Source organism: Neorhizobium populisoli, from assembly GCF_019430945.1.
Classification (GTDB): domain Bacteria; phylum Pseudomonadota; class Alphaproteobacteria; order Rhizobiales; family Rhizobiaceae; genus Neorhizobium; species Neorhizobium populisoli.
The window spans coordinates 119,689-142,329 of sequence record NZ_JAHYCB010000006.1; the positions used below are offsets into that span (position 1 = coordinate 119,689).

Genomic DNA, 22,641 nt, shown 5'->3' on the forward strand with positions numbered 1-22,641 from the left:
CGGGTTGCAACGTCTCCCAAATTTTCGGCCGTCGAACAGGGCACGTCCCCTCTCCCCGTTTACGGGGAGAGGGTTAGGGTGAGGGGCAACCTTTCAGCGCAGAAAGCCGACGATGTCGAACACTTCGCCCATGACCTTTTCGGCGCGGGCTCGAGCCCGCTCGCCGCCGTCGCGCAGGATGGCGTCGATATGGGTGGTGTCATCCATCAGGCGGCGCATTTCGGTGGTGATCGGCGCCAGGACATGCACGGCGAGGTCGGCAAGCGCCGGCTTGAAGACCGAGAACTGCTGGCCACCGAATTCGGCGATCACCTGCTCCTTGGTCTTGTCGGCCAGAGCTGCATAGATGCCGACGAGGTTGTCGGCTTCCGGACGGCCTTTCAGGCCTTCGACATCGCTCGGCAGGCCTTCAGGATCGGTCTTGGCCTTGCGGATCTTTTTCAGGATCTCGTCCTGATCGTCCATCAGGTTGATGCGCGACAGGTCCGACGGATCGGATTTCGACATCTTCTTGGTGCCGTCACGCAGCGACATGACGCGCGGTGCCGGGCCATCGATCAGCGGCTCGACCAGCGGGAAATAACCGTGGATCGGCTCTTCGCCAACGACCATATCGACGCCGGTATCGGTCAAGCGGATCTTGTCCTGGAAGTCGATGTTGAACTTCTGGGCGATGTCGCGGGCGAGTTCCAGATGCTGTTTCTGGTCGTCGCCGACCGGCACGTGGGTGGCGCGATAGACGAGAATGTCGGCGGCCATCAGGCTCGGATAGGCGAGCAGGCCGAGTGAGGCGTTCTCGCGGTCCTTGCCGGCCTTGTCCTTGAACTGGGTCATGCGGTTCATCCAGCCGATGCGGGCGACGCAGTTGAAGACCCAGGCGAGTTCCGCATGCTGCGGCACGGCCGACTGGTTGAAGACGATATGTTTCTTCGGGTCGATGCCCGAAGCGATGAAGGCTGCGGCAATCGAGCGGATCTGGCCGCGCAGATCGTCATGCACGAGCTGCGCGGTGATCGCATGCAGGTCGACGACGCAATAGATGCAGTCGTTGTTTTCCTGCAGCGCCACGAACTTGCGGATCGCGCCGAGATAATTGCCGAGATGCAGATTGCCGGTCGGCTGAACGCCGGAAAAGACAAGCGGTTTGAAGGTGTTCATATCGTCCTCGATAGGCTGGTGGAAGGCCTCCAGGCCCTGGATTCCGCGTCTCCGGAAGGTGTGAGATCCCCGGTGAACGCGGCCCGCGGGCCATGGTGCTAACGGGCGGGCTTATGCACGGCTCGTTCTTTGGGATCAAGGCCTCAACGTGCCGCGCGCTCAATCAAATCCAAGGTGTTGCCGTAGGATTTACAGAAATATACCGCCCGGAAAGCCGTCCTGAATTTACCCCGGAGATTGAAATGCAAATCAAGAATGAAGCTTGAATCTTATTTCCCAACCTTTTGAATTTATGTCTGAAATCATAGAAATTAAATATATTCTCGCTTCCTATTTCAAATATCTCCGTTCTTCATCTATGTTGCATTCAGTAATCTAGGCAATTTTCGGGAGGGGATTGATGTCTGGACGTCGGGGTATAGCTAAACTTATCGAGGTTTTATTCGGTATTCGCGGAATTAAGATATCAAAATATATCGCCTTACGATTAAAGACAATTTCAGGCAAAGCTCCTTATACGGCGCTGAACGATCTCGATAAGAAGATCATCCCGTATCTTCCAGAGAAAGGCTTTTTCATTGAAGCAGGCGGCAACGACGGCGTAGATCAGTCGAACACTTACTTTCTCGAAAAAAGAAAAGGATGGGATGGCGTTCTCATAGAGCCATTCCGGCCTCTGTCCGAATTATCCAAGGCGTTTCGGAGTGCCACCACCATCTGTGCAGCGCTGGGGCCTCCGGAAAATGAAGGCAGCGAAATACAGATGGATTTTCGTGATCTTCAATCATCCATGGTTTCCGACGTCGAAGCGCAATTCCGCTGGGGCGGCTGGCTCGGTTCAAATCCTTCGCAGGTGACGGCGCCGGTGCGGACGCTGTCGAGTATTCTGGATGACATTCGCGCTCCGCAGGTCACTCTTTTAAGCCTTGATGTCGAGGGCTTCGAGCTGGACGCCCTTCGCGGCCTGGATCTGACGCGCCACCGTCCGAGTTTCGTTCTGATCGAAACCAAGCAGATAGAAGAAGTCATCAAGGTCATCGGTCCGGAATATGTCATCGAAGGCAAACTATCGCACCATGATTACCTGCTGAGGGACACCGCCCCGATAAAAAGGGCTGCATAGCGACGGCGAACCGCGACATCCGGTCGGAAAGATTAACCCGCCTTAACCAATAGGGCACAACAAATCCCAATTTGGAGCAATTTACTCCTTATTCACGTCACTTTTAGAAACGAAATGCTCACCCTGAACCAGATGGCCCGCCATGACGGCAGGTCCTTCCTCGGGGGATACCCAAATGCGCATCATTTTTCGCGTCGCGCTCGCCTGCCTCATGACAGCCAGCATCGCTTTCCAGACAAACGCCGCGGAGGCCCAGAAACGCCGCGGCACGTCTTTCAAGCACGACTACTCCGCCTTCTATACCGTCCAGCGCATCAGCGTGCGCACCAGCTGTTTTCCCGAAAAGCTCGGGGCGATCCTTGCCCATATCGCCAAGGAAACCGGGCGCAAGCCGATGGTGACCTCCGGTCACCGTCCGCATTCGGGCGGTTCGCAGCACAGCCATTGTTATGCCGCCGATATCCGCGTGCCGGGCGTTTCCGAAAAGGCAGTTCTGGCTGCCGCAGCCAGCGCGCCGGGCATCGGTGGTATCGGCCGCTATTGCAACGGCATCGTACATGTGGATGTCGGGCCGAAGCGGGAATGGAATTATTGCGGCAAGGGCAAAGCCAAAGGCAGCCTTGCCAGTTTCAAACGCCATTCTTGAAATAGGGAAGCCTGATGCCGTTGCCGGCGCAGACAAGCTCATAGTGCGTTTGAACCTCTGTAAGCCGGGTTTTCATGTCATCGATCGCAATTGCGAGCTCCATGCCTTCGCTCTCGTCCAGCAGCCTTTTCATCTCGGTCAGATCGGTAATGAAGCTATGAAGGGTGTCACCCTGCATCACGACACCCGGATAAGCGCGGCCCGGCAATTGAACAACCGCGAAATTCTTCGGTTCGCTGAGGAGTTTTACATCGTCCTGCATGTCACTTCTGAGCCTTCGCTTTGCGCTTCAGGTTTCGCCGGATCATGCCGAGATCGGCGCCGCCGATGAGGAAAGCCGCAGCGAAATAAACGACGATCGCAACTGCCAGCAACGCGCCAAGCGCCAGCACCTGGTGCAGGATATGCGAACCCGGTGATAGCCATGGGCTGGCATAGGGCAGCGCATAGATGAGCGCCGCAGACATGATGGCGGTTGCGACGAGCAGCAGGGCCGTGCGTTTGGCCATTGTCCATTCCCAGACGAGATCGCCCCGCCAGACCAGCGTCGTGAACAGCAGAAACGTGTTCGTCCAGCCGGCGGCGGCTTCGGCGGTGGCGATGCCGCGTTCGGCGATCAGCGGGAAAAGCGAGATGGCGAGGCCGGAATTGATGACCACAGAGATCATCGTAAAGCGCATCGGCGTCTTGGTGTCTTCGCGAGCGTAAAAGCCCGGCTGCAGCGCCTTGATCAGCACGAAACCCGGAAGGCCGATGCCGTAAATGGCAAGGATCGAGGCAACGACTGCGGTGTTTTCGGCTGAGAAGGCGCCACGCTCGTAAAGCACGCGGATGATGGCGTCCGACAGGATCCAGAGGCCGGCTGCGGCCGGCAGGGTCAGGAACAGCACGAATTCGATCGAGCGGTTCTGGATATTGGCGGCCTCCCTGGCGTAACCGCCCTTTAGCGCGCGGGCGAGTTCCGGCAGCAGCACGACGCCCACCGCGACGCCGACGACGCCGAGCGGCAGCTGATAGATGCGGTCGGCATATTGCAGGGCGGCGATGGCGCCTTCCTTGCCCGATGCGATCGCCTGGCCGATGATCTGGTTGATCTGGGTAATGCCGCCGGTGACCGCAGCAGGCACGGCCAGCAGAAGCAGCCGCTTGACGTTCGGCGTCATGCGCGGGCGGCGAAAGCCGATATTGATGCCGGCGGCACGCACGCCGATATAAACGACGAGAAGCTGCAACAGGCCGGCAACCAGCACGCTCCACGACAGATACCAGGCGATCACCCGCGGCTCGGCGCCGATATAAAGGCCATAGAATAGTGCGGCGATCATCACCACGTTGAGGAAAACCGGGGCGATGGCGGCTGCGAAGAAATGGTGCAGCGAGTTCAGCATGCCCGACAGCATCGCCGTCAGCGACATGCACATCAGGTAGGGGAACATCACCGCCGCCATGCGGATGGTGAGCGAGGTCTTTTCCGCATCGTCGGCGAAGCCCGGCGCGATGACCCACTCGACCAGCCACGGCATCATCAGTTCCATGATGATGGTGATGATCAGCAGAGCGGAGAACAGGACCCCGAAGACCTCCTCCGAAAACCGCTTGGCGCCCTCGACGCCGTTGGCCTCGATCTCCTTGGAGAACAGCGGCACGAAGGCTGCGTTGAACGCGCCCTCGGCGAAAAGGCGGCGGAAGAGGTTGGGGAAACGGAAGGCGGCGTAGAAGACGTCCGCCATCGGGCCGGTGCCGAGTGCCGCGGCCATGAAGGTTTCGCGCGCGAAACCGAAGATGCGGCTGCCGAGGGTCGCGCCGCCGACGGTGGCGAATTTTTTGACGAGGCTCATGGGGTCGGCTCCGGCGCAAGATAGGTAATTGGCGGAGCGGCAAGACGCTTACCCCCCTCTGCCCTGCCGGGCATCTCCCCCTCAAGGGGGGAGATTGGCAAGACGGACCGACTTTCCCTGAAACGCGACGTTGGCGATGGGGGATAGGTCGCCTCGATTCGATCTCCCCCCTTGAGGGGGAGATGCCCGGCAGGGCAGAGGGGGGTACCCACAGACGCAAATCCGCTCATGAGAAACGTTCTCACACCCCGGCCCTGCTCTTGCGCGGCGTGACCTGCTCCGGGCTCGGCGCCGGTGCGATCATGCCGGCCGGCATGCCGGTTCTGAGCTCGTCTTCCTGTTCCGCCATGACAGCCTTCAGCCGCGCGGTGATATTGCCCTGACGGTGCTCGTTGGTCACCTTGTGGCCGAGGAGATCGGTGACGTAAAACGTATCGATGACCTTTTCGCCGAACGTGGTGATATGCGCCGAGTGGATGTCGAGCGACAGGTCGGCAAGCACGGCGGTGACTTCCGCCAGAAGGCCGGTGCGGTCCAGGCATTCCACCTCGATGACGGTGAACTTGTTGGACAGCGTGTTCGATATCGTCACCGAAGGCGGCAGGACAAAGGTCTTGTTGCGCTTGCGGGATTTGGCGCGCGTCGCGATGACTTCCGGCAGGCGTTTCTTGCCGGATAGCACGTCCTCGATCATCCGGCTGATCGTGCCGCCGCGGCGAAGCTCGTCTTCGTCCACCGGGAATTCGCGATTGACCAGGATCGAGTCGAGCGCCCGGCCGTCCGAAGTCGTGAAGATCTGCGCGTCGGCGATGTTGGCGCCGGCGGCGGCGCAGGCGCCGGCGATGATCGACAGGAGACGCGGATGGTCAGGTGCCAGAACGGTGATCTCGGTGATCGCGTGGAAACTGTCGGTGCGCACCATGGTGGCAAGCGCCTGGCCTGCCTTGTCGGCATCGCGGATGAATTTCGCATGCCGCACCTGGTCGTCGACCGAGACCGACAGGAGATATGGCTGGTAGTGCAGCTTCGAATAGACGCGGCGTTCCTTCTGGCTGAAGTTTTCCAGCGCCGCATAAAGCGCCTCTTCCGCCACCTTGGCGCGCTCCTTGCGCGACACTTCCGAGAACCCGCCTGACAATAGCAGCTCAGTCTCGTAATAGAGCGTGCGCAGCAGCTGGCCCTTCCAGCCGTTCCAGACGCCCGGACCGACGGCACGGATATCGCAGACGGTCAGCACCAGAAGCAGCTTCAGCCGGTCCATCGACTGCACCTTTTCGGCAAAGTCGGTGATTGTCTTGCGGTCGTGCAGGTCGCGGGTCTGGGCCGTCATCGACATGATCAGGTGTTCCTCGATCAGCCAGACGACCAGCTCGGTCTGTTTCGCGTTGAGGCCGAGCCTCGGGCAAAGTTTTCGGGCGATGCGGGCGCCGGCGATCGAATGATCCTCCTGGCGACCCTTGGCGATGTCGTGGATGAGGACCGCGACATAAAGCGCGGTGCGCTCCTCGATATTCGGCATCAGCGCGTTGGACAGCGGATGGATATCTGCCGCCTTGCCCTGGTCGAGTTCGGCCAGCGTCTCCACCGAGCGGATCAGGTGCTCGTCGACCGTATAGTGATGATACATGTTGAACTGCATCATCGCCACAACCTTGCCGAATTCCGGAATGAAGCGGCCGAGCACGCCCGCCTCGTTCATCCGCCGCAGCATCAGGCCCGGATCGCGACGCGAGGTGAGCATGGAGAGGAAAAGCCGGTTGGCCTCCTCGTTTTCGCGCACGTCGTTGTCGATCAACGCCAGCGAGCGGGTCATACGCTTCAGGGCGTCCGGATGCAGTTCCAGGCCGTTGATATCGGAAAGGTGGAAAAAGCGGATGATATTGATCGGATCGCGCTTGAAGACGTCCGGATCGGCAAGCGTGATGCGGCCGCGATCCTCGACGAAATCCAGCGTGCCGGGGATTTTGTGCAGCCGCTTGGTGAAGCGCGAGATGACGCGGCGGGTCAGCCCCGGAGCCGCCTTCGCCTGCTGCTCTTCGAGAGCCGCGCAGAGAATGCGGGTCAGGTCGCCGACATTCTTGGAGACGAGGAAATAGTGCTTCATGAAGCGCTCGACGGCCGAGAGGCCGGGGCGCGAATTATAGCCGAGGCTTTCGGCGATCTCCCGCTGGATATCGAAGGACAGCCGCTCTTCTGCCTTGTTGGTCAGGAAATGCATGTGGCAGCGCACGGCCCAGAGGAAATCGTCGGCCTTTTCGAAAGACCGCGCTTCTTCCTTCGACAAAACGTTGAGCTTCACCAGTTCGGTCGTCTCGCGCACCCGGTAGTAATATTTGGCGATCCAGAACAGCGTGTGCAGATCGCGCAGCCCGCCCTTGCCTTCCTTGACATTGGGTTCGACGAGATAACGCGTGTCGCCGGCCTTCTGATGACGGGTGTCGCGTTCGGCAAGCTTGGCAGCGATGAATTCGGGGCCTGTATCGGCGACAATTTCCTTGTCGAAGCGGCTTTCCAGGTCCTTCACCAGCTGCGCCTTGCCGCAGATATAGCGGCTTTCGAGGATGGCGGTGCGGATGGTGAAATCGGTCTTGGAAAGGCGGATACATTCCTCGACGGTACGGGTGGCGTGGCCGACCTTGAAGCCCAGATCCCACAATACGTAAAGCAGGAACTCGACGGCCTTGCGCATCGGGTCGGTATTCTTTTCCGGCAGCAGGAAAAGCAGGTCGATATCCGAGCCCGGCGCCAGCGTATCGCGCCCGTAACCGCCGACCGCGGCAATCGCGATATCCTTGCCTTCCAGCTGGATGCCGGCAACGATCGTTTCATACAGAACCGCGATGATCTGGTCCTGCAGCCAGGAAATCCGGCGGGCGCAGGCAAGACCGCTGCCGTCCTTTGCCAGCAGCGCGCGGGCTTTTTCGCGACCTTCGACGCTGGCGCGGCGCAAGACTGGCAGAAGGGCAGCGCGCAATTCCAGCTGCGGGCGATCACTGTCCGCGGTGATTGCCCTACAATCCGCTTTGAGACGGGAAACGTCGAGAATTTCGGAAAAATCGATGTCGTGTCTGGCCATGTTATCCTGCCGGTGCCGGCATGCCGGAGAGGCTATAGCGGTTGTGGGCTATAGCGCGTTTGGGCACCTTGACCAACGATTATCGCCGCTCAACGTTTCAAAGTTGTTGCATTGCGAGGCAAAGTTCAAGCCCGCGCTTTCGGCGCGGAGCCTTCCTGCCCGGCTCTCGCCCTGGCGCGGTATTGCGCCGGGCTGACGGCTGCGACGCGGCGGAATTCGCGGTTGAAATTCGACTTCGTGGCAAAACCCGATTCCAGCATGATGGCGGTGACCGTCTTTTCCGTATCGGCCAGCAGCCGGCGGGCCTCGGCCACCCGCCGATTATTCACATATTGCGATACGTTGAGGCCCGTCGCCCGGTTGATCGCCGCCGACACCTCACGGGCAGGCAGCCCGACTTTGCGGGCGAGCTTGGCAAGGCTCAGGTCTTCGTTCTTGTAAAGCTCGCGCTCGTCCAGCGCAGCCGCAATGCGGGCAAGGTTTGTCGTATCCGCATTGCTCGTCACGGCTTGGGACACGGCGGAGCCGGACGAGGTTACCGGTGCGAAATAATAGACAAGAACCGCGGCAATCGCCGCAATGTTCATGACGGTCACTGCCCTCGGCACCTCGCCTGCGCCATAAAACGCCGTATAGATGGCGATGGCCCAGTCGCTTGCGGCGAAAAAGAACATCAGCCCCGCCGTCAATCGCGCCGCTCGCAATGCCGGACGCATGCGCTGCAGCGAGGCCTCCGCCATCACATCGTCACCGCCGGACAGCGTCATCCGCCAGAGCGCGACGGCATATCCAAAGAAGACAAGGAACAACAGCAAATCGACCAGGTCGCGAAGAAAAGCCACGGCCAGAGCGACGGCAAGCGGCGCTGCAAGATGCAGCCAGGGTCTGCGCGGCACATCCGCCGTCAGGCCCCGAAACGCCAGAAAGGCGAGCGGCGGCATGAAGGACGCCGAGACCGGCAGAAACGGGATCAGTCCATCGACCCCGTAACCGAAACGCAGGCCGATGCCGATGCCCTGCAACGCATAAAGAATGAGGAATGCATGGAAATATCGCCGCGTCCCGGAAACCTCGACGCCTTTCAGGCTGTGATACAGCGTCAGCGCGAAAACGAGGCCGGCGAGGAATGGCAAGGGAACGGAGAGCACGGCGGGGTCCGGTGAAAACGATCACAAATTTTCGCGACGGATTTAGCATCTTCGCCGACAAAAGACATGGGATTTGCGGTCCGCGATCGTCTGAGAGGACGCTCTCTTTTCCCGGCTCAAGACGGTTCGTGCAGTTTTTCCGCCGAAAGCTGCGACAAGCAGGTTTCGTCTTCGCAAGGCATATTGACTGGAGCGTTGATATCCTTTGCGGTGGAAAACAGCGAATGGACCAGGACGTCCTTTCCGGTAAATTCCTCCGTCGATCGGCCACGAACGAACAGCAAGACGCGCCAGGCGCTTCGGCCTATGATCACCACAGTGATCTCCAGATGGGTATCGGCCACGTTGGTCTGAGTTGCCTTGGCTGTCGCAGCGGGGAAACCATCCACCATGACGGGCTTCCACTCGGAATCGACGGCGATATCCGTTGCAAGCGCTTCCTGAAGCGCCTCTCCGTAAACGACGGGATCCACACCGTTTTCCTCAAGCGGCTCGTAACCCAGCAAGGCTTCCACCAGAAGCTTGCTCGATTGGAAATAATAGAGCTTGCCAGCATCCGCCTTCCACTCTTCGGTCGCCCACATATTGGCGAATCTGGCTTGCTTGCCGGTTGCCGGATTGACCCAGGTCCGCACCTCCTGAGCCCTCGCCTCCTCGGCCTTATAGGCGATATTCCAGTAGGTCCCGATAGAGACGACGGCGATGGCGAAGAAGACGCCCACAGAATATTGAAGATCGGAGCTTTTGCGTCTGACGACCGCAAAACCGCGGTCGTATCCGGTTGATCCGGACTTGGAGAGCTTGGCCGCTTGCGTCGTGCCTGTCAGCAGATTGACCAGCGGAATCCCGAAACCCAGTCCGAATATCCACACCTTCAGTTCCCGCAGGAAATGGAATGCGACCGAACCTCTGCCCGAGATATTCTCGACCTTGATGCCGATTATGGCCTTGCCGATAGTCGTGCCGGTCACGCTCATCATGGCGGCGAAAACGAACATTGCAAAGGGCAGCACGACCACCTTTGAAATCAGCCCATCCAAAGCCGCCATGGTTCGCAAATAGAATGCAGGCGCATAAAGCGAAACGAGATAAGTAAAGCCAAATACCAACCCGTATGTGACGATATAGACATCGATCATGCGGGCCCATAAACGCGCCCACGGCCCCGCAAGCGTCGGATCACGCACCTCCACAGGCGCAACGGAAGGTGCCGTTGCAAGAGCTTCGGTCAGTTCAGCCGTTTCCGAAGCCTTTTGCCAATCACCAAGACCGAAATGCCAGAGCATCGTATCCGGCTTGATCGTGCCTGCCTTTGTCAGTTCTAAAAGCGTCTCGGTAGAAACAGGACCACCCTGTTTCTTGCCCAATCGATAATACCAATCAATCATTCAAATCCCCGGAACCCCGGTGACAGCTTCATGCATGAACGCGGAAATTGCAAATGCCAACTAGCGCCATTAAGGCCATAAGGGCAGTTGTCCGTTGATGATCGCCATCATGCAAAGCACCGCGACGCTCAGAAGCAGAAGAGCAGCCACCGCCAAGGCGAATCTCGAAGCCGAAGGCCTGCCTTCGACGACCGATGATTTTCCGTCGTAAATCGTCGGCTGGCCGAACCGCAGAAGAACATACTGCCTGCCAACCTGGAAAAGTGCGGTTGTGTGGAAGCCGAGGCAGATCACGAGCACCCAGATTTTCAACTCCCGCCGGAGATGCAATCGAAGCGGACTTTCATTCTTGAGACTGCGGACGTTCAGACCAAGGATCGCCTTGCCGGGGCTCGTTCCTGCGACGCCCATGCATAATGCCAACAGCAACTGCACGATCAGCCACATCAATGCGACCGGTCCGGCATAAACATAAAAAACGCGGACATAGGCTGCTGACGAGCCGAATACGTCCGCGGAAAAGATATCCTGGACGCCCGGCACTTCGACCATCAAGGTCATGCTCGCGGAGACGAGGATAACGTAATCGATCAATCTGGCGAGGAAGCGGGAATAAGGTCCCGCAAGCTTGGAATTGGCTTCTGCTCCGGCAAAAAAAACCGAGCCGACTTGCTCTTGGGAGGACGCCTCGGGCCGAGGACCAGTCGGGAAAAAATCCCGAACATGCTCGATCTCACAGGCGGGAAGCCAGCAGGACGCCCCTGGGAGAAGTATCAGCGTATTCGCGCGGATCTCGCCGGCTCGCGCCAGATCCCAGACCTTGCCCCAGGTGAGTGCCCCGCGCTTCCTGTCATCCGCAACAAAATATTGACCGGCCATTCGCCGCGACTTTCGGAAAGGCTTTATTTGGGAAGCTGCTTCTTCAGCGCATAAAGCGCGTCCAATGCCTCGCGCGGTGTCATATCGTCAGGGTTGAGGGTCTTCAAGGCCTCTTCAACCTTCGACGCGCCGGCCCGTTTTACTTCCTCCCTCCGCACTGCGACCTGGAAAAGCGGCAGGTCGTCGATCAGTTGGCTTGCGGGGTTCTTGCGGTCGGAGTCTTCGAGTTTGGTGAGCACGTCGCGGGCGCGGGCGACGACTGAATCCGGCAGGCCTGCAAGGCGGGCGACCTGGATGCCGTAGGAGCGGTCGGCGGCGCCGGGGCCGACTTCGTGGAGGAAGATCACCTCGCCGTCCCATTCCTTCACCTTCATCGTGGCGTTGGAAAGCCGGTTGAGCTTTTCCGAGAGCACGGTGAGTTCGTGGAAATGGGTTGCGAACAGGCCGCGGCAACGGTTGCCTTCGTGGAGATGTTCGACCGATGCCCAGGCGATCGACAGACCGTCGAACGTCGCGGTGCCGCGACCGATTTCGTCGAGGATGACCAGCGAGCGGTCGGTTGCCAGATTGAGGATCGCCGCCGTCTCGACCATTTCGACCATGAAAGTGGAGCGGCCCCGCGCCAGATCGTCGGAAGCGCCGACGCGGGAGAACAGACGGTCGACAATGCCGATATGGGCGGATGTCGCCGGCACGAACGAGCCCATCTGCGCAAGGATGGCGATCAGCGCGTTCTGGCGCAGGAAGGTCGACTTACCGCCCATGTTGGGGCCGGTGAGCAGCCAGAGGGCGCCGAATTCCGTTGTTCCCGCAGGACCGTCGATCGGCGAAAGGTCGCAATCGTTGGCGATGAACGGGCCAGACGACTGGCGGCGGAGCGCCTGTTCGACGACCGGATGGCGGCCGCCTTCAATGGCGAACATGCGCGACGCATCGACGGTCGGGCGACGGTAGTTCCATTCTTCGGCCAGCATGGCGAGGCCGGCGGCGACATCGATGATCGATAGGGCACGGGCGCCGGCCTTGATGGTTTCGGCTTCGGCGGTGACGGCCCTGACCATTCGGTCGAAGGCTTCGAGTTCGATCGTCAGGGCCTTGTCGGCGGCATTGGCGATGCGGCTTTCGAGGTCGGCAAGTTCGGTCGTCGTGAAGCGCATCGCATTCGCCATGGTCTGGCGGTGGATGAAGCGCGCCTTGCCTTCCGGCGTGTCGGTCATCGCGCCGGCATTGCCGGCCGTCACTTCGATGAAATAACCAAGCACGTTGTTGTGCTTGATCTTCAGCGACTTGATGGCCGTTTCGTCAGCATATTGCAGCTGCAGGCCGGCGATCACCTTGCGGGACTGGTCGCGCAATGCCCGAACCTCGTCCAGTTCGGCATTGGCGCCATCGGCGAGAAAACCGCCGTCACGCTTCAGGAGCGGCAGTTCAGGCGACAGCGTATTGCCGAGCAGGGATTCCAGAGCGAGCGGCAACGCCTTCAGGTCTCTCAGCGCATCGCCCAGTTCTTCCGGCAGCATTGCCGCTTCCAGAAAGGATGCGACGCCACGGGCGGCTTCCAGCCCCTGAAGGATGGCGCCGAGATCGCGCGGGCCGCCGCGATCGAGTGCCAGGCGCGAAAGGGCGCGCGGCATGTCCGGCACGTGTTTCAGGCTGGAGCGCAGGCCGGAGCAGAGATTGGGCTCTTCCATGAGGAAGGAGATGGAATCGAGGCGACGGGTGATGCGGTCGGGATCGGTCAGCGGCGACATCAGCCGTTCGGCCAGCAGACGGGCGCCGCCGCCGGTGACGGTGCGGTCGATCGCCTTCAGCAGCGTCCCGTCGCGCTCGCCGGACAGTGTGCGGGTGAGCTCGAGATTGCCGCGGGTGGCCGGATCAATGAAGAGGGTCGAGGCGCCACTTTCGCGTTCCGGCCGGCCAAGCGGCGGGCGTTCGGCGATCTGGGTCTTTTCGACATAAGCGACGGCGGCGGCAGCGGCGGCAAGCTCCGAGCGGGAAAAAGTGCCGAAGCCATCCAGCGTGCTGACGTTGAAATAGCGTGCTATGCGCCCTTCGGCGCTCGCGCTGTCGAACAGCACAGCCGGCTGTGGAACGGCAACCTTGCCCAGCACATCGAAGACCGGCTTCAGCTCAGCATCGTAGAAAGTGGTATCGGCCATGATCAGTTCGCGCGGATCGATGCGCAGGATATCGGCGAGCAGGCGCGTTTCGGTGGTCTCGGCCAGACGGAAGACGCCGGTGGAAATGTCGATCCAGGCCAGTGCCATCTGCGCTTCTGATGCGCCGCGAATACGGGCAAGCGTCATCAGATAGTTGGATTCGGAAGCGACGAGGAGTTTTTCCTCGGTGATTGTGCCGGGCGTCACTAGGCGCACGACGTCCCGCTTCACGACAGACTTCGAGCCGCGTTTCTTGGCCTCGGCCGGGTCTTCCACCTGTTCGCAGACGGCGACGCGGAAGCCGAGCGAGATCAGTTTCTGCAGATAGTCGTCGGCGGCATGCACCGGCACGCCGCACATCGGAATGTCCTGCCCCATATGCTGGCCGCGCTTGGTGAGCGTGATACCCAATGCACGCGATGCATCCACCGCATCCTCGAAGAACAGCTCGTAGAAATCGCCCATGCGGTAGAAGAGCAGCGAACCGGGGTTGGTCGCCTTGATCTCGATATACTGCTCCATCATCGGCGTCGCAGTTGCACGGCTTTCCTCTGAAGCAAGTTCAGCGGCACTCAGAGCGTCGCCCCTCTGAGACTGGGGGGAGAATCTTTCGAATTGGGTCACGGAACCGATTTTTTGTTGCGCGTAAGGATTGGCGACACTATCGATGAAGGTACCCGAAAGACAACATCTGCCGCGGCCTGGAGGAAGGCTGCCCACAAAAAGCTGGAGGACACATGCCTGCTAAGGACAAGGCCACGGAGAAGGCCGCACGCACGCGTGCTTCCGTCACCGAACAGGAAGCGCTCGATTTTCACTCGGAAGGCCGTCCCGGCAAGCTGGAAATCGTTCCCACCAAACCCATGGCGACGCAACGCGATCTGTCGCTCGCCTATTCGCCGGGCGTCGCGGTGCCGGTCCTGGCCATCGCCGCGAACCCGGATACCGCGTACGACTACACCACCCGCGGCAACATGGTCGCCGTCATTTCCAACGGCACGGCGATCCTCGGCCTCGGCAATCTCGGTGCGCTGGCCTCCAAGCCGGTGATGGAAGGCAAGTCCGTCCTCTTCAAGCGCTTTGCCGACGTGGACTCCATCGACCTTGAAGTCGATACGGAAAATGTCGACGAGTTCATCAACTGCGTTCGTTATCTAGGCCCTTCCTTCGGCGGCATCAATCTCGAGGACATCAAGGCGCCGGAATGTTTCATCATCGAAAGCCGCCTGCGCGAGCTTATGGACATCCCGGTCTTCCATGACGACCAGCACGGCACGGCGATCATCGCCGCCGCCGGCCTGATCAACGCGCTGGAACTGACCGGCCGCGATCTCAAGACCACCAAGCTTGTCTGCAACGGCGCCGGTGCCGCTGCTATCGCCTGCGTCGAACTCATCAAGGCGATGGGCTTCAACGGCGAGAACATCATTCTGGTCGATACCAAGGGCGTCATCTATCAGGGCCGCACCGAGGGCATGAACCAGTGGAAATCGGCGCATGCCTCCAAGACCAAGGTGCGGACGCTGGAAGAAGCCATGAAGGGCGCCGATGTCGTGTTCGGCCTGTCCCAGAAGGGCGCCTTCACCGAAGAGATGATCCGCTCGATGGCGGACAAGCCGATCATCTTCGCGATGGCCAACCCGGACCCGGAAATCACCCCGGAAGAAGTGGCCCGCGTCCGCGACGACGCGATCATGGCGACCGGCCGTTCGGACTATCCGAACCAGGTCAATAACGTGCTCGGTTTCCCCTATATCTTCCGCGGCGCGCTCGATGTGCGGGCCAGCCAGATCAACGATGCGATGAAAGTCGCCGCCGCCCAAGCGCTAGCCGATCTCGCCCGGGAAGACGTGCCGGATGACGTCGCCGCCGCCTATCAGGGCAACCGCCCGCGGTTCGGCGCGCAATATATCATCCCGGTCCCGTTCGACCCACGGCTGATCTCTGCGATTCCGGTCGCCGTTGCAAAGGCTGCGATGGAAAGCGGCGTTGCCCGCAAGGACATTCCCGATCTTGCCGCCTATGCCGCCGAGCTTTCTGCCCGCCGTGACCCGATCGCGGCAACGACGCAGGGCATCTACGAGCGCGTTCGCCGCTTCCCGAAGCGCGTCGTGTTCGCCGAAGCCGAGGAAGAGCAGGTCATGCGGGCGGCTGTCACCTTCACGCATCACAAGCTCGGCACAGCCATCCTTCTCGGCCGTGACGACGTGATCCGGGCGACCGCGGAAAAGGCCGGCATCGATCTCGACCGCCCCGGCATCGAGATCGTCAACGCCCGCCTTTCAACCCGCGTGGATGCCTATATCGACCACCTCTATGCCCGCCTGCAGCGCGAAGGCTTCCTGCATCGCGACGTGCAGCGCCTGATCCATAACGACCGCAACCACTTCGCCGCAACCATGGTGGCCGTCGGCGATGCGGATGCGATGGTGACTGGCACGACCCGCAACTATGCCACCGCACTCTCCGACGTGCGCCGCTGCATCGATGCGAAACCCGGCCATAAGGTGATCGGCGTTTCGATCGTCATCTCGCGCGGCCGGACGATCTTCGTCGCCGACACCGCGGTTCACGACATGCCGAATGCCGAGCAGATCGCCGATATCGCCGTGGAAGCGGCGCGTGTCGCCAAGCGGATGGGTTACGAGCCGCGCGTGGCATTGCTTGCCTATTCCACCTTCGGCCAGCCGATCGGCGAACGATCGGAGCGGGTGCGCGAGGCAGTGCGTATTCTCGACGGCCGCCGGGTCGATTTCGAATATGACGGGGAGATGGGGGCCGACGTGGCGCTCAATGCGCAGCGCATGGAGCAGTATCCGTTCTGCCGGCTTTCCGGCACCGCCAACGTGCTCGTCATGCCGGCCATCCATTCGGCCTCGATCTCGACCCGCATGCTGCAGGAAATCGGCGCTTCGACCGTGATCGGCCCGCTGCTTGTCGGCCTCGACAAGTCTGTCCAGATCACCCAGATGGGCGCCAAGGACAGTGACATCGTCAACATGGCGGCGATCGCGGCTTACAACGCCGGGACGTAATCCAGATTGAAAATATCGCTCGAGTGGACTAGGTTCAGTAAACTAAGTCCACTCGGGTGTTTTGTCATGAAGACCGTCAATATCCATGAAGCGAAGACCCATCTGTCGCGCCTCGTCGAGGATGCGGCGAAGGGGGAAGGTTTTGTCATCGCCAAGGCCGGCAAGCCGATGGTGAAGGTAGTGGCGCTGGAGGAAGCTCCGGCGGAGGAGCCGAAGAAGAAGCGCAGGATTGGTTTTCTCGACGGACAATTCTTTATTCCGGAAGACCTCGATAAGGCGCTCGATAAGGAAATCGAGGACCTCTTTTACGGCGAACACAAGTGAGAATCCTTTTGGATTCTCATCTTCTGATATGGCTTGTCGGTGCGTCCGACAGGCTTCCATCGGAAGCGCGAACGATGATCGAGAACCCGGAGAATGTCGTTTTCTTCAGTTCAGCCAGCATTTGGGAACTGTCGATCAAACATTCGACTGGGAGAGCCCGTCTGGCACTGCATCCGCAAGTTTTATACGAACAGCTGGTCAAGCATGAGTTTAACGAGATTCAGGTGACCGCCGCGCACGGACTGCTCGTTGCAAGTCTTGAGGCGATCCATAAAGATCCGTTCGACCGTATCCTGATCGCACAGAGCATAGCAGAAGGCATGCTTCTGCTCACGTCAGATGAAACGATCGGGCAATACAACGGGCCGATCCGGCTGATGAAATAGTTTCAGAGCCAGATGTCAGGAAAGGCGGTCCAAGCGCCTCTCCCTCTCAGACCACTCAGCTCCCAAACCGCCCAGCATCCGCACCGTAATAGTTCACATATCGGCTGGAGATCGAGGCGATCGGCAGGACCACCAGCACATCCGTCGTGTTGAACGCATGATCGACGACCGCGCCGTCGCCGATCATCGCGCCAAGGCGCAGATAACCCTTGATCAGCGGCGGAAGCGCGCTCAATGCTTGACGGGCATTGATGTCCTCGAAAGGCATCAGGTTCATGTTGGTGTAGAGTTCCCGCTTGGCGGAAACCGCCCACTCGTTCTTCACCGACACCGTGTGGTGCAGGAAGGACAGCGCTAGCGCATGTTCCTGCGGATCGACACCCGGGAAGGAGGCGCAGCCGAACATGGCGTTCATGCCGTGCTTAAGCGAATAGGCCCAGTTGCCCTGCCAGAGCAGCTCGACGGTGCGCTTGGTGCGATAGTCGGGCAGCACGCAGGAGCGGCCGAGCTCCATGAACTGCTTGTCCGGATGACGGGCGAGCAGCGGCTCGATGTCGAATTCGGATGCGGAATAGAAACCGCCATTGGCGAGCGCCACTTCCTGGCGCAGCAGCCGATAGGTGCCGACGATCTGGTCTTCGATCTCGCCCTCGATGGCGTTGTCGACGACGAGAAGATGGTCACAAATCGCGTCATAGGCATCGACGTCGCGCTGGATGCGCATCGCTTCTGGTGCGAGCGTCGCATTCATCTCTTCGACGAAGACACGGTAACGCACTGCCTGCGCGGCATCGATCTCGCGATCATTGCGGGCAAGACGCGTTTCGAGCGAACCGATCCGTCCGAACACATCGCCGACGATCTGGTCGCTTGCCGGGACTGGGGCCGGCGCCTGGGTTGTTTCAGAGGTCAATTCACGGTTCAGGAGTTCGATTGCCATGGTGATTTTGCCCGTACCGGTTCGATCACCGTCATAAATCACGTCTCTGCGACAAGAACGTGACATTTGCTGTCACAATAGGTTCCCGACGCGGCGCCGTCAACGGACCTGTTGTCGCCCCGAGACAAGTTCCGAAAGCGCCCTCACCTCTTCCAATAAGGTCAGCGGATCAACCGGTTTGCCAAGCACGAGGCTTGCCCCATTGAGCAGCGCTTCGCGGCGCATCGCCTCGCGCCCTTCGCCTGTTAGCACGATGACCGGCACTTTGGGACGGCCCGTGTCGCGTTCCGAACCTCTGAGTGCGGACAGCAGATCAAGTACGTTGCCGCCGGGCATATGCATGTCCGAGAGGATCATGTGAGGCTGCGCGCCGTCTTTCAGGGCAGCCGCCGTCAGCGTCGGGAAATCGTCGAACAGTCGCACCCTGTGGCCAGCCTTGGTCAGCATCGAGCGGATCAGCAGCGCGTTGACCGGATCGTCCTCACCAAGAAAGATATCCAGCCCGTCCTGTACCTTTTCCACGATCGGCGGAGGTGTCAGGTGCTGGTTATCGTTCAGCGCATCACGGGTTCCGAAGCCACGCAGGCGGCCGCTCAGGACGTCGATCAGGGATTTTTCGCGTAGCGGCCGGATGAGCCAGGCATCGAAGAAATCCTGCGGCTGCGAGGCGCGCTCCTCCGGGTTGACCAGGAGGATGCGATGCAACGGCGCATGCGCCTTTTCATTGGCATAGTCGGAGGCCAGCCGATGATCGACGATGAGATCGGTATAGGGAATGGCGCCGGTCTCGGCGCGATCGATCAGCATCTGTGCTTCGGCCGTGTTCCACACATGCCGGCAGCGGCCGCCAAGCGTTTCGATCGTCGCCACCGTCGCCCGTGCGGCGGGACCTTCCGGTGCCAGCAGCAGAACGCGAGACTTTGCCAGCAGCTGGTTGCGCTCTATATTTCCGGACAGAGCGGTCTCGGAAAGGTGCAGCGGGAAGCGGATGGTGAACGTGCTGCCGATTTCCTTGCGGCTTACGACGGACAGGGAGCCGCCGAATTCCGTCAGGATGCGGGATGCGATGCCGAGCCCAAGCCCGGTGCCTATGCTCCTCGCCTCTGCGGAGCCGGCCTGCTCGAATTCACCGAAAATACGCTCCTGCTCCTCGAGCGTCATGCCGGGGCCGGTATCGATGACGGCGATTGCCACATTGTCGTTTTCCAGAAAGGCGCGAACCAGCACGCCGCCTTCGGCGGTAAATTTTACCGCATTGCCGATGACGTTGAACAGAACCTGGCGTATGCGGGCCGGGTCGAAATCGAGAAGGTCCGGCAGGTCGGCGGCGACCGTGGCGGCGATCTCGATGCGTTTTTCATGGGCGCGGGGCGCCAGCATCTCAACGACGCTTTCGATCAGGTGGCGCAGGTGCTCGGCGCGATTGTTCAACCGGAACCGGCCGGCTTCCAACGTCGAATAATCGAGCAGGTCCTCGACCAGCTGCGCCAGCGCATAACCGGATTGGCGGATACCGCTCAGGTAATTCTGCTGTTCGGCCGTCAGCTTCGTCTGGCCGAGAAGATGGGTCATGCCGAGAATGCCGTTCAACGGCGTGCGGATTTCATGCACGACGGTGGCGATCTGGCGGGATTTTGCCGTACTTGCCGCTTCGGCATCCTTCCAGGCGCTGTAGAGTCTGGCCGTGGTGCGCCTGCTGCGCCATTCGCCGATCCGGGAAAACAGCGCCATCAGCGCATTGCGGGGCTTTGCCCCCTCCCCGCGCGACCTCAGCCCGAGCGCCGGCACGACATGTTCCACCGCCGGATCGGCGGTGTCAGCCGCTGGCTGCGGCGCGAACGCTTTGGAGATACGTTCATGTATTTCGGCGATATCGCGCATGCGGGAAAGACTAGCCGGGTTTCTTTCCCAATCCCTAGATCATTCGGGTAAAATTTTACTGATCGCTTGTTTTGGATTCGCTTTTTTTAGGCCCGAACAATTCGTCGAGGATCACAAAGCCGGCACCGACGGTAATAAAGCTGTCCGCCAGGTTAAAAACTGCGAAAGACCACGTCTCGGTGTGGAATAGAACATAGTCCACGACATGGCCGTAGATCAGGCCGTCGATCAGGTTGCCGATGGCACCGGCGATGATCAATGCGAAGCCGATATGGGCAAATGGCCGGTCTTTCGGCGTGCGGCGCCAGAGCCAGATCACGAAGGCGACGATGATCAGCCGCATGCCGATGATCCATTCCCGTTCCATGCCGGACAGGAGCGAGAAGGCGACGCCGAGATTATAGGTTCGATACAGCGCCAGAACCGGCAGGAGATGCACTGGCTCCTCCATCGGCAGGTAGTTCTCGACGGCGATCTTGACCGCCTGGTCGAGAAAAACGGCAATGATGATGACGATCACCGCCGTCAGGGGGCGCGAGAGAAACGCGGCGCGTCCGGTCATTTCTTTTCGTCCCCCGGTCATTTCTTTTCATCCAAGGTCAGGAGATGGCGGCGGGCTTCGAACAGCATCACGGCGGTGGCGACGGCGAGGTTGAGCGAATCCGCCCTGCCCTGCTGCGGAATGCGCACGGTGCGGTCGGCAGCCCTGGCAAGATTGTCCGGCAGGCCGGACTGTTCGTTGCCCATCAGGATGACGACCGGCTTCCTGGCATAATCCACGGTGCGGTAATCGACGGCGCCGGCGAGATGCGTGGCGACGACCGATACGCCGGAGCGTTTCTGCCAGGCGAGGAAGTCATCCGGGCTGCATTTGACGACCGGCATAGCGAAGACCGAACCCATCGTGGCGCGCACGGTTTCCAGCGAGAACGGATCAGTACAATCGCCGACGAGGATGACGCCGGAAGCGCCGGCCGCATCGGCGGTGCGAATGATCGTGCCGAGATTACCGGGATCGCGGACGCGGTCGAGCGCCACGAAGGTCTCATCCTTGCTCGGCTTCAGGTCGTCCAGCCTTTTCCAGCGCTGCTCGAAGATGCCGACCACCATTTGCGGATTGTCGCGGCGGGTGACGGAGGAGAGCACCTTTTCGCTGACTTCCAGCACCAGCCCGCCATGCGCGACGGTTTTTGCTGCCACCTGCTCGACAAGCGGCTTGCTTTTGGCGGCCTTGGCGTAAACCAGCGTGCGGATCGACCAGCCGAGTTCCAGCGCGTCGATGACCAGCTTCAGGCCTTCAGCCATGAAGGTGCTGGTCTCTTCACGGTGCTTCTTGTCTGTGAGGTTCTTGATATCCTTGATGATCGGATTGGAACGCGAGGTGACTTCCTTCACCTGGCCCACACGTCTTACTTCGGACCTATGGGGTCCTGATCTATTGTATTCGTCGGTCATGCCGGTACCCAGCGGGAGAAGAGGGAAGTGGAGAGAGCGCGGCCGGGGGTCTTGTTGTCCAGCCCGCCTTCGCGGATGACGAGTTCACCCGATTCCACCACGCCGCCTGCGCCGCGCATCGTTTCGCGCATCAGTTCATGGATGGAATAGAAGCTCGCCCGGATCGAATAGGCCGTCAGCACCAGGCCGATCGCCTTGGGAGACAAAAGCTCGCGGCAGATATCGAGCATCAGCGGCAGGTGATCGAACAGCTGCCAGACCTCGCCATTCGGGCCACGGCCGAATTTCGGCGGATCGGTGAGGATGATGTCGTATTTGCTGCCGCGACGTTCTTCGCGCAGGATGAACTTCATCGCGTCCTCGCGGATCCAGCGGATCGGCGCCTTGTCGAGCCTGGCCAGCGACTGGTTTTCGCGTGCCCAGCCGATCGCCTTTTTCGACGCATCGACATGGGTGACTTCGGCACCGGCGGCGGCGGCAACCAGCGAGGCGACGCCCGTATAACCGAACAGGTTAAGGACCCTGACCGGGCGTTTTGCATTTTCGACCTGGGTTTTCATCCAATCCCAGTGGACGATCTGTTCGGGGAAGACACCGACATGCCGGAACGCCGTGAAACGGCCGAGGAAATCGACACCGAGCAAGGACAGCGGCCAGGTTTCGCCGAGCGCGTCCTTGGAAAACCGCCAGCGGCCCATGCCGTCTTCGTCCGTATCGCCGGTAAAGACTGCGTCGGCATTATCCCAGACATGCCCGGGCAGCGAGGGACGCCAGAGTGCCTGGGCTTCCGGCCGCACGATGCGGTAGGGACCGTACTGCTCCAGCTTCAGCGCATTGCCGCTGTCGATCAGGTGAAAATCGCCGGCGCCGCTGGATTCCAGGATGACCGGAACGCGTTCGACCGGGCGATCGCCCTGCCGGGACAGAAGCGGGCGCGTCTCGACCGCGGGTGCCGGGGCAGCCGGTTTTTGAGCTCTTTCGGCGGCCCGCGATACAGGCTTTTCCGTCATGCGTGGGGCCGGTCGGGCCGTTTGCGCCGGTTTTGACGCTGCCGGTCGCGCGGGAGCACTCGCCCGGCCCGGCTTGCTGCCGGCCGGTGCCCGGCTCTTGTCGCCAGTTCTATCGCCAACCCTATCGCCCGACGAGCGCCTATCCTTGTTCTTCAATGCGTTTATCCGCCTGGGTTCTTATCTTTTTGCAGCAGA

Annotated in this window: 18 protein-coding genes; 5 read left to right on the plus strand and 13 right to left on the minus strand. The window is 60.4% G+C overall.

The genetic code is table 11. The features are described 5' to 3' along the window. Positions 1 to 93: 93 nt before the first annotated feature. The gene (trpS, locus tag KX729_RS17945) at positions 94 to 1,158 is read right to left on the minus strand and encodes a tryptophan--tRNA ligase (protein WP_219743857.1); all 1,065 of its coding nucleotides are present in this window, start codon (positions 1,156 to 1,158) and stop codon (positions 94 to 96) included. A 400-nt stretch (positions 1,159 to 1,558) separates the two neighbouring features. Here trpS and KX729_RS17950 point away from each other — a divergent pair, with 400 nt between their 5' ends. Both KX729_RS17950 and KX729_RS17955 read left to right on the plus strand, forming a co-directional pair. Beyond that, positions 1,559 to 2,281 (plus strand): FkbM family methyltransferase, encoded by a 723-nt coding sequence (locus KX729_RS17950; protein ID WP_219743858.1) that lies wholly within the window; start codon positions 1,559 to 1,561, stop codon positions 2,279 to 2,281. Between the two features lie 175 nt (positions 2,282 to 2,456). Continuing rightward, the gene (locus KX729_RS17955; RefSeq protein ID WP_219743859.1) at positions 2,457 to 2,927 is read left to right on the plus strand and encodes a peptidoglycan L,D-endopeptidase MepK; all 471 of its coding nucleotides are present in this window, start codon (positions 2,457 to 2,459) and stop codon (positions 2,925 to 2,927) included. Here KX729_RS17955 and KX729_RS17960 read toward each other — a convergent pair. The 7 genes from KX729_RS17960 to mutS form a co-directional block, all read right to left on the minus strand. Further along, the gene (locus KX729_RS17960; protein ID WP_219743860.1) at positions 2,911 to 3,189 is read right to left on the minus strand and encodes a DUF6959 family protein; all 279 of its coding nucleotides are present in this window, start codon (positions 3,187 to 3,189) and stop codon (positions 2,911 to 2,913) included. The genes KX729_RS17955 and KX729_RS17960 overlap by 17 nt on opposite strands. Position 3,190: 1 nt before the next feature. Further along, positions 3,191 to 4,765, minus strand: coding sequence for a murein biosynthesis integral membrane protein MurJ (murJ, locus tag KX729_RS17965; RefSeq protein WP_219743861.1), 1,575 nt, complete (start codon positions 4,763 to 4,765; stop codon positions 3,191 to 3,193). Positions 4,766 to 5,006: 241 nt separating this feature from the next. Next, a complete protein-coding gene (locus tag KX729_RS17970; RefSeq protein WP_219743862.1) occupies positions 5,007 to 7,841 on the minus strand; it encodes a [protein-PII] uridylyltransferase in 2,835 nt (944 codons plus the stop codon). A 125-nt stretch (positions 7,842 to 7,966) separates the two neighbouring features. Beyond that, complete coding sequence (locus KX729_RS34405) at positions 7,967 to 8,989, minus strand: helix-turn-helix domain-containing protein (protein ID WP_219743863.1); 1,023 nt, start codon at positions 8,987 to 8,989, stop codon at positions 7,967 to 7,969. 116 nt (positions 8,990 to 9,105) lie between these two features. Further along, complete coding sequence (locus KX729_RS17980; RefSeq protein ID WP_219743864.1) at positions 9,106 to 10,377, minus strand: RDD family protein; 1,272 nt, start codon at positions 10,375 to 10,377, stop codon at positions 9,106 to 9,108. A gap of 69 nt (positions 10,378 to 10,446) precedes the next feature. Beyond that, positions 10,447 to 11,256 carry an RDD family protein gene (locus tag KX729_RS17985; RefSeq protein ID WP_219743865.1) on the minus strand — a complete coding sequence of 270 codons (810 nt, stop codon included), beginning with the start codon at positions 11,254 to 11,256 and terminating at the stop codon, positions 10,447 to 10,449. A 23-nt stretch (positions 11,257 to 11,279) separates the two neighbouring features. Then, on the minus strand, positions 11,280 to 13,940 hold the full coding sequence (gene mutS / locus KX729_RS17990) for a DNA mismatch repair protein MutS (RefSeq protein ID WP_246617683.1): 2,661 nt from the start codon (positions 13,938 to 13,940) through the stop codon (positions 11,280 to 11,282). Between the two features lie 212 nt (positions 13,941 to 14,152). On the opposite strand from mutS, the gene KX729_RS17995 reads away from it, so the two are divergent. From KX729_RS17995 to KX729_RS18005, 3 genes are all read left to right on the plus strand, one after another. Continuing rightward, positions 14,153 to 16,450 (plus strand): NADP-dependent malic enzyme, encoded by a 2,298-nt coding sequence (locus tag KX729_RS17995; RefSeq protein ID WP_219743867.1) that lies wholly within the window; start codon positions 14,153 to 14,155, stop codon positions 16,448 to 16,450. A 66-nt stretch (positions 16,451 to 16,516) separates the two neighbouring features. Beyond that, a complete protein-coding gene (locus KX729_RS18000) occupies positions 16,517 to 16,774 on the plus strand; it encodes a type II toxin-antitoxin system Phd/YefM family antitoxin (RefSeq protein ID WP_219743868.1) in 258 nt (85 codons plus the stop codon). After that, complete coding sequence (locus KX729_RS18005) at positions 16,771 to 17,160, plus strand: type II toxin-antitoxin system VapC family toxin (protein WP_219743869.1); 390 nt, start codon at positions 16,771 to 16,773, stop codon at positions 17,158 to 17,160. The genes KX729_RS18000 and KX729_RS18005 overlap by 4 nt, the downstream gene beginning before the upstream one ends. 55 nt (positions 17,161 to 17,215) lie before the next feature. Here the strand turns inward: KX729_RS18005 and olsB are convergent, their stop codons facing one another. The 5 genes from olsB to KX729_RS18030 all read right to left on the minus strand — a co-directional run bounded on the left by olsB (position 17,216) and on the right by KX729_RS18030 (position 22,602). Continuing rightward, entirely contained in the window at positions 17,216 to 18,100 is an 885-nt protein-coding gene (gene olsB, locus KX729_RS18010) for a l-ornithine N(alpha)-acyltransferase (protein WP_219743870.1), read from the minus strand. 99 nt (positions 18,101 to 18,199) lie between these two features. Next, the gene (locus KX729_RS18015; RefSeq protein WP_219743871.1) at positions 18,200 to 19,981 is read right to left on the minus strand and encodes a hybrid sensor histidine kinase/response regulator; all 1,782 of its coding nucleotides are present in this window, start codon (positions 19,979 to 19,981) and stop codon (positions 18,200 to 18,202) included. A 55-nt stretch (positions 19,982 to 20,036) separates the two neighbouring features. After that, the gene (gene lspA, locus KX729_RS18020; RefSeq protein WP_219743872.1) at positions 20,037 to 20,543 is read right to left on the minus strand and encodes a signal peptidase II; all 507 of its coding nucleotides are present in this window, start codon (positions 20,541 to 20,543) and stop codon (positions 20,037 to 20,039) included. A gap of 17 nt (positions 20,544 to 20,560) precedes the next feature. Beyond that, positions 20,561 to 21,436, minus strand: coding sequence for a TrmH family RNA methyltransferase (locus KX729_RS18025; RefSeq protein WP_219743873.1), 876 nt, complete (start codon positions 21,434 to 21,436; stop codon positions 20,561 to 20,563). Then, positions 21,433 to 22,602, minus strand: coding sequence for a class I SAM-dependent methyltransferase (locus KX729_RS18030; RefSeq protein WP_246617685.1), 1,170 nt, complete (start codon positions 22,600 to 22,602; stop codon positions 21,433 to 21,435). The genes KX729_RS18025 and KX729_RS18030 overlap by 4 nt, the downstream gene beginning before the upstream one ends. Positions 22,603 to 22,641: the final 39 nt, after the last annotated feature.

Excerpts from the sequence above, each read along its gene's own strand:
- KX729_RS17955 (WP_219743859.1), top strand. The coding sequence starts at position 2,457 with ATGCGCATCATTTTTCGCGTCGCGCTCGCCTGCCTCATGACAGCCAGC.
- KX729_RS17980 (WP_219743864.1), bottom strand. The coding sequence starts at position 10,377 with ATGATTGATTGGTATTATCGATTGGGCAAGAAACAGGGTGGTCCTGTT.
- mutS (WP_246617683.1), bottom strand. The coding sequence starts at position 13,940 with ATGATGGAGCAGTATATCGAGATCAAGGCGACCAACCCCGGTTCGCTG.
- KX729_RS17950 (WP_219743858.1), top strand. The coding sequence starts at position 1,559 with ATGTCTGGACGTCGGGGTATAGCTAAACTTATCGAGGTTTTATTCGGT.
- KX729_RS17960 (WP_219743860.1), bottom strand. The coding sequence starts at position 3,189 with ATGCAGGACGATGTAAAACTCCTCAGCGAACCGAAGAATTTCGCGGTT.
- trpS (WP_219743857.1), bottom strand. The coding sequence starts at position 1,158 with ATGAACACCTTCAAACCGCTTGTCTTTTCCGGCGTTCAGCCGACCGGC.
- olsB (WP_219743870.1), bottom strand. The coding sequence starts at position 18,100 with ATGGCAATCGAACTCCTGAACCGTGAATTGACCTCTGAAACAACCCAG.
- KX729_RS18025 (WP_219743873.1), bottom strand. The coding sequence starts at position 21,436 with ATGACCGACGAATACAATAGATCAGGACCCCATAGGTCCGAAGTAAGA.
- KX729_RS17995 (WP_219743867.1), top strand. The coding sequence starts at position 14,153 with ATGCCTGCTAAGGACAAGGCCACGGAGAAGGCCGCACGCACGCGTGCT.
- lspA (WP_219743872.1), bottom strand. The coding sequence starts at position 20,543 with ATGACCGGACGCGCCGCGTTTCTCTCGCGCCCCCTGACGGCGGTGATC.
- KX729_RS18015 (WP_219743871.1), bottom strand. The coding sequence starts at position 19,981 with ATGCGCGATATCGCCGAAATACATGAACGTATCTCCAAAGCGTTCGCG.
- KX729_RS18000 (WP_219743868.1), top strand. The coding sequence starts at position 16,517 with ATGAAGACCGTCAATATCCATGAAGCGAAGACCCATCTGTCGCGCCTC.
- murJ (WP_219743861.1), bottom strand. The coding sequence starts at position 4,765 with ATGAGCCTCGTCAAAAAATTCGCCACCGTCGGCGGCGCGACCCTCGGC.
- KX729_RS17970 (WP_219743862.1), bottom strand. The coding sequence starts at position 7,841 with ATGGCCAGACACGACATCGATTTTTCCGAAATTCTCGACGTTTCCCGT.
- KX729_RS17985 (WP_219743865.1), bottom strand. The coding sequence starts at position 11,256 with ATGGCCGGTCAATATTTTGTTGCGGATGACAGGAAGCGCGGGGCACTC.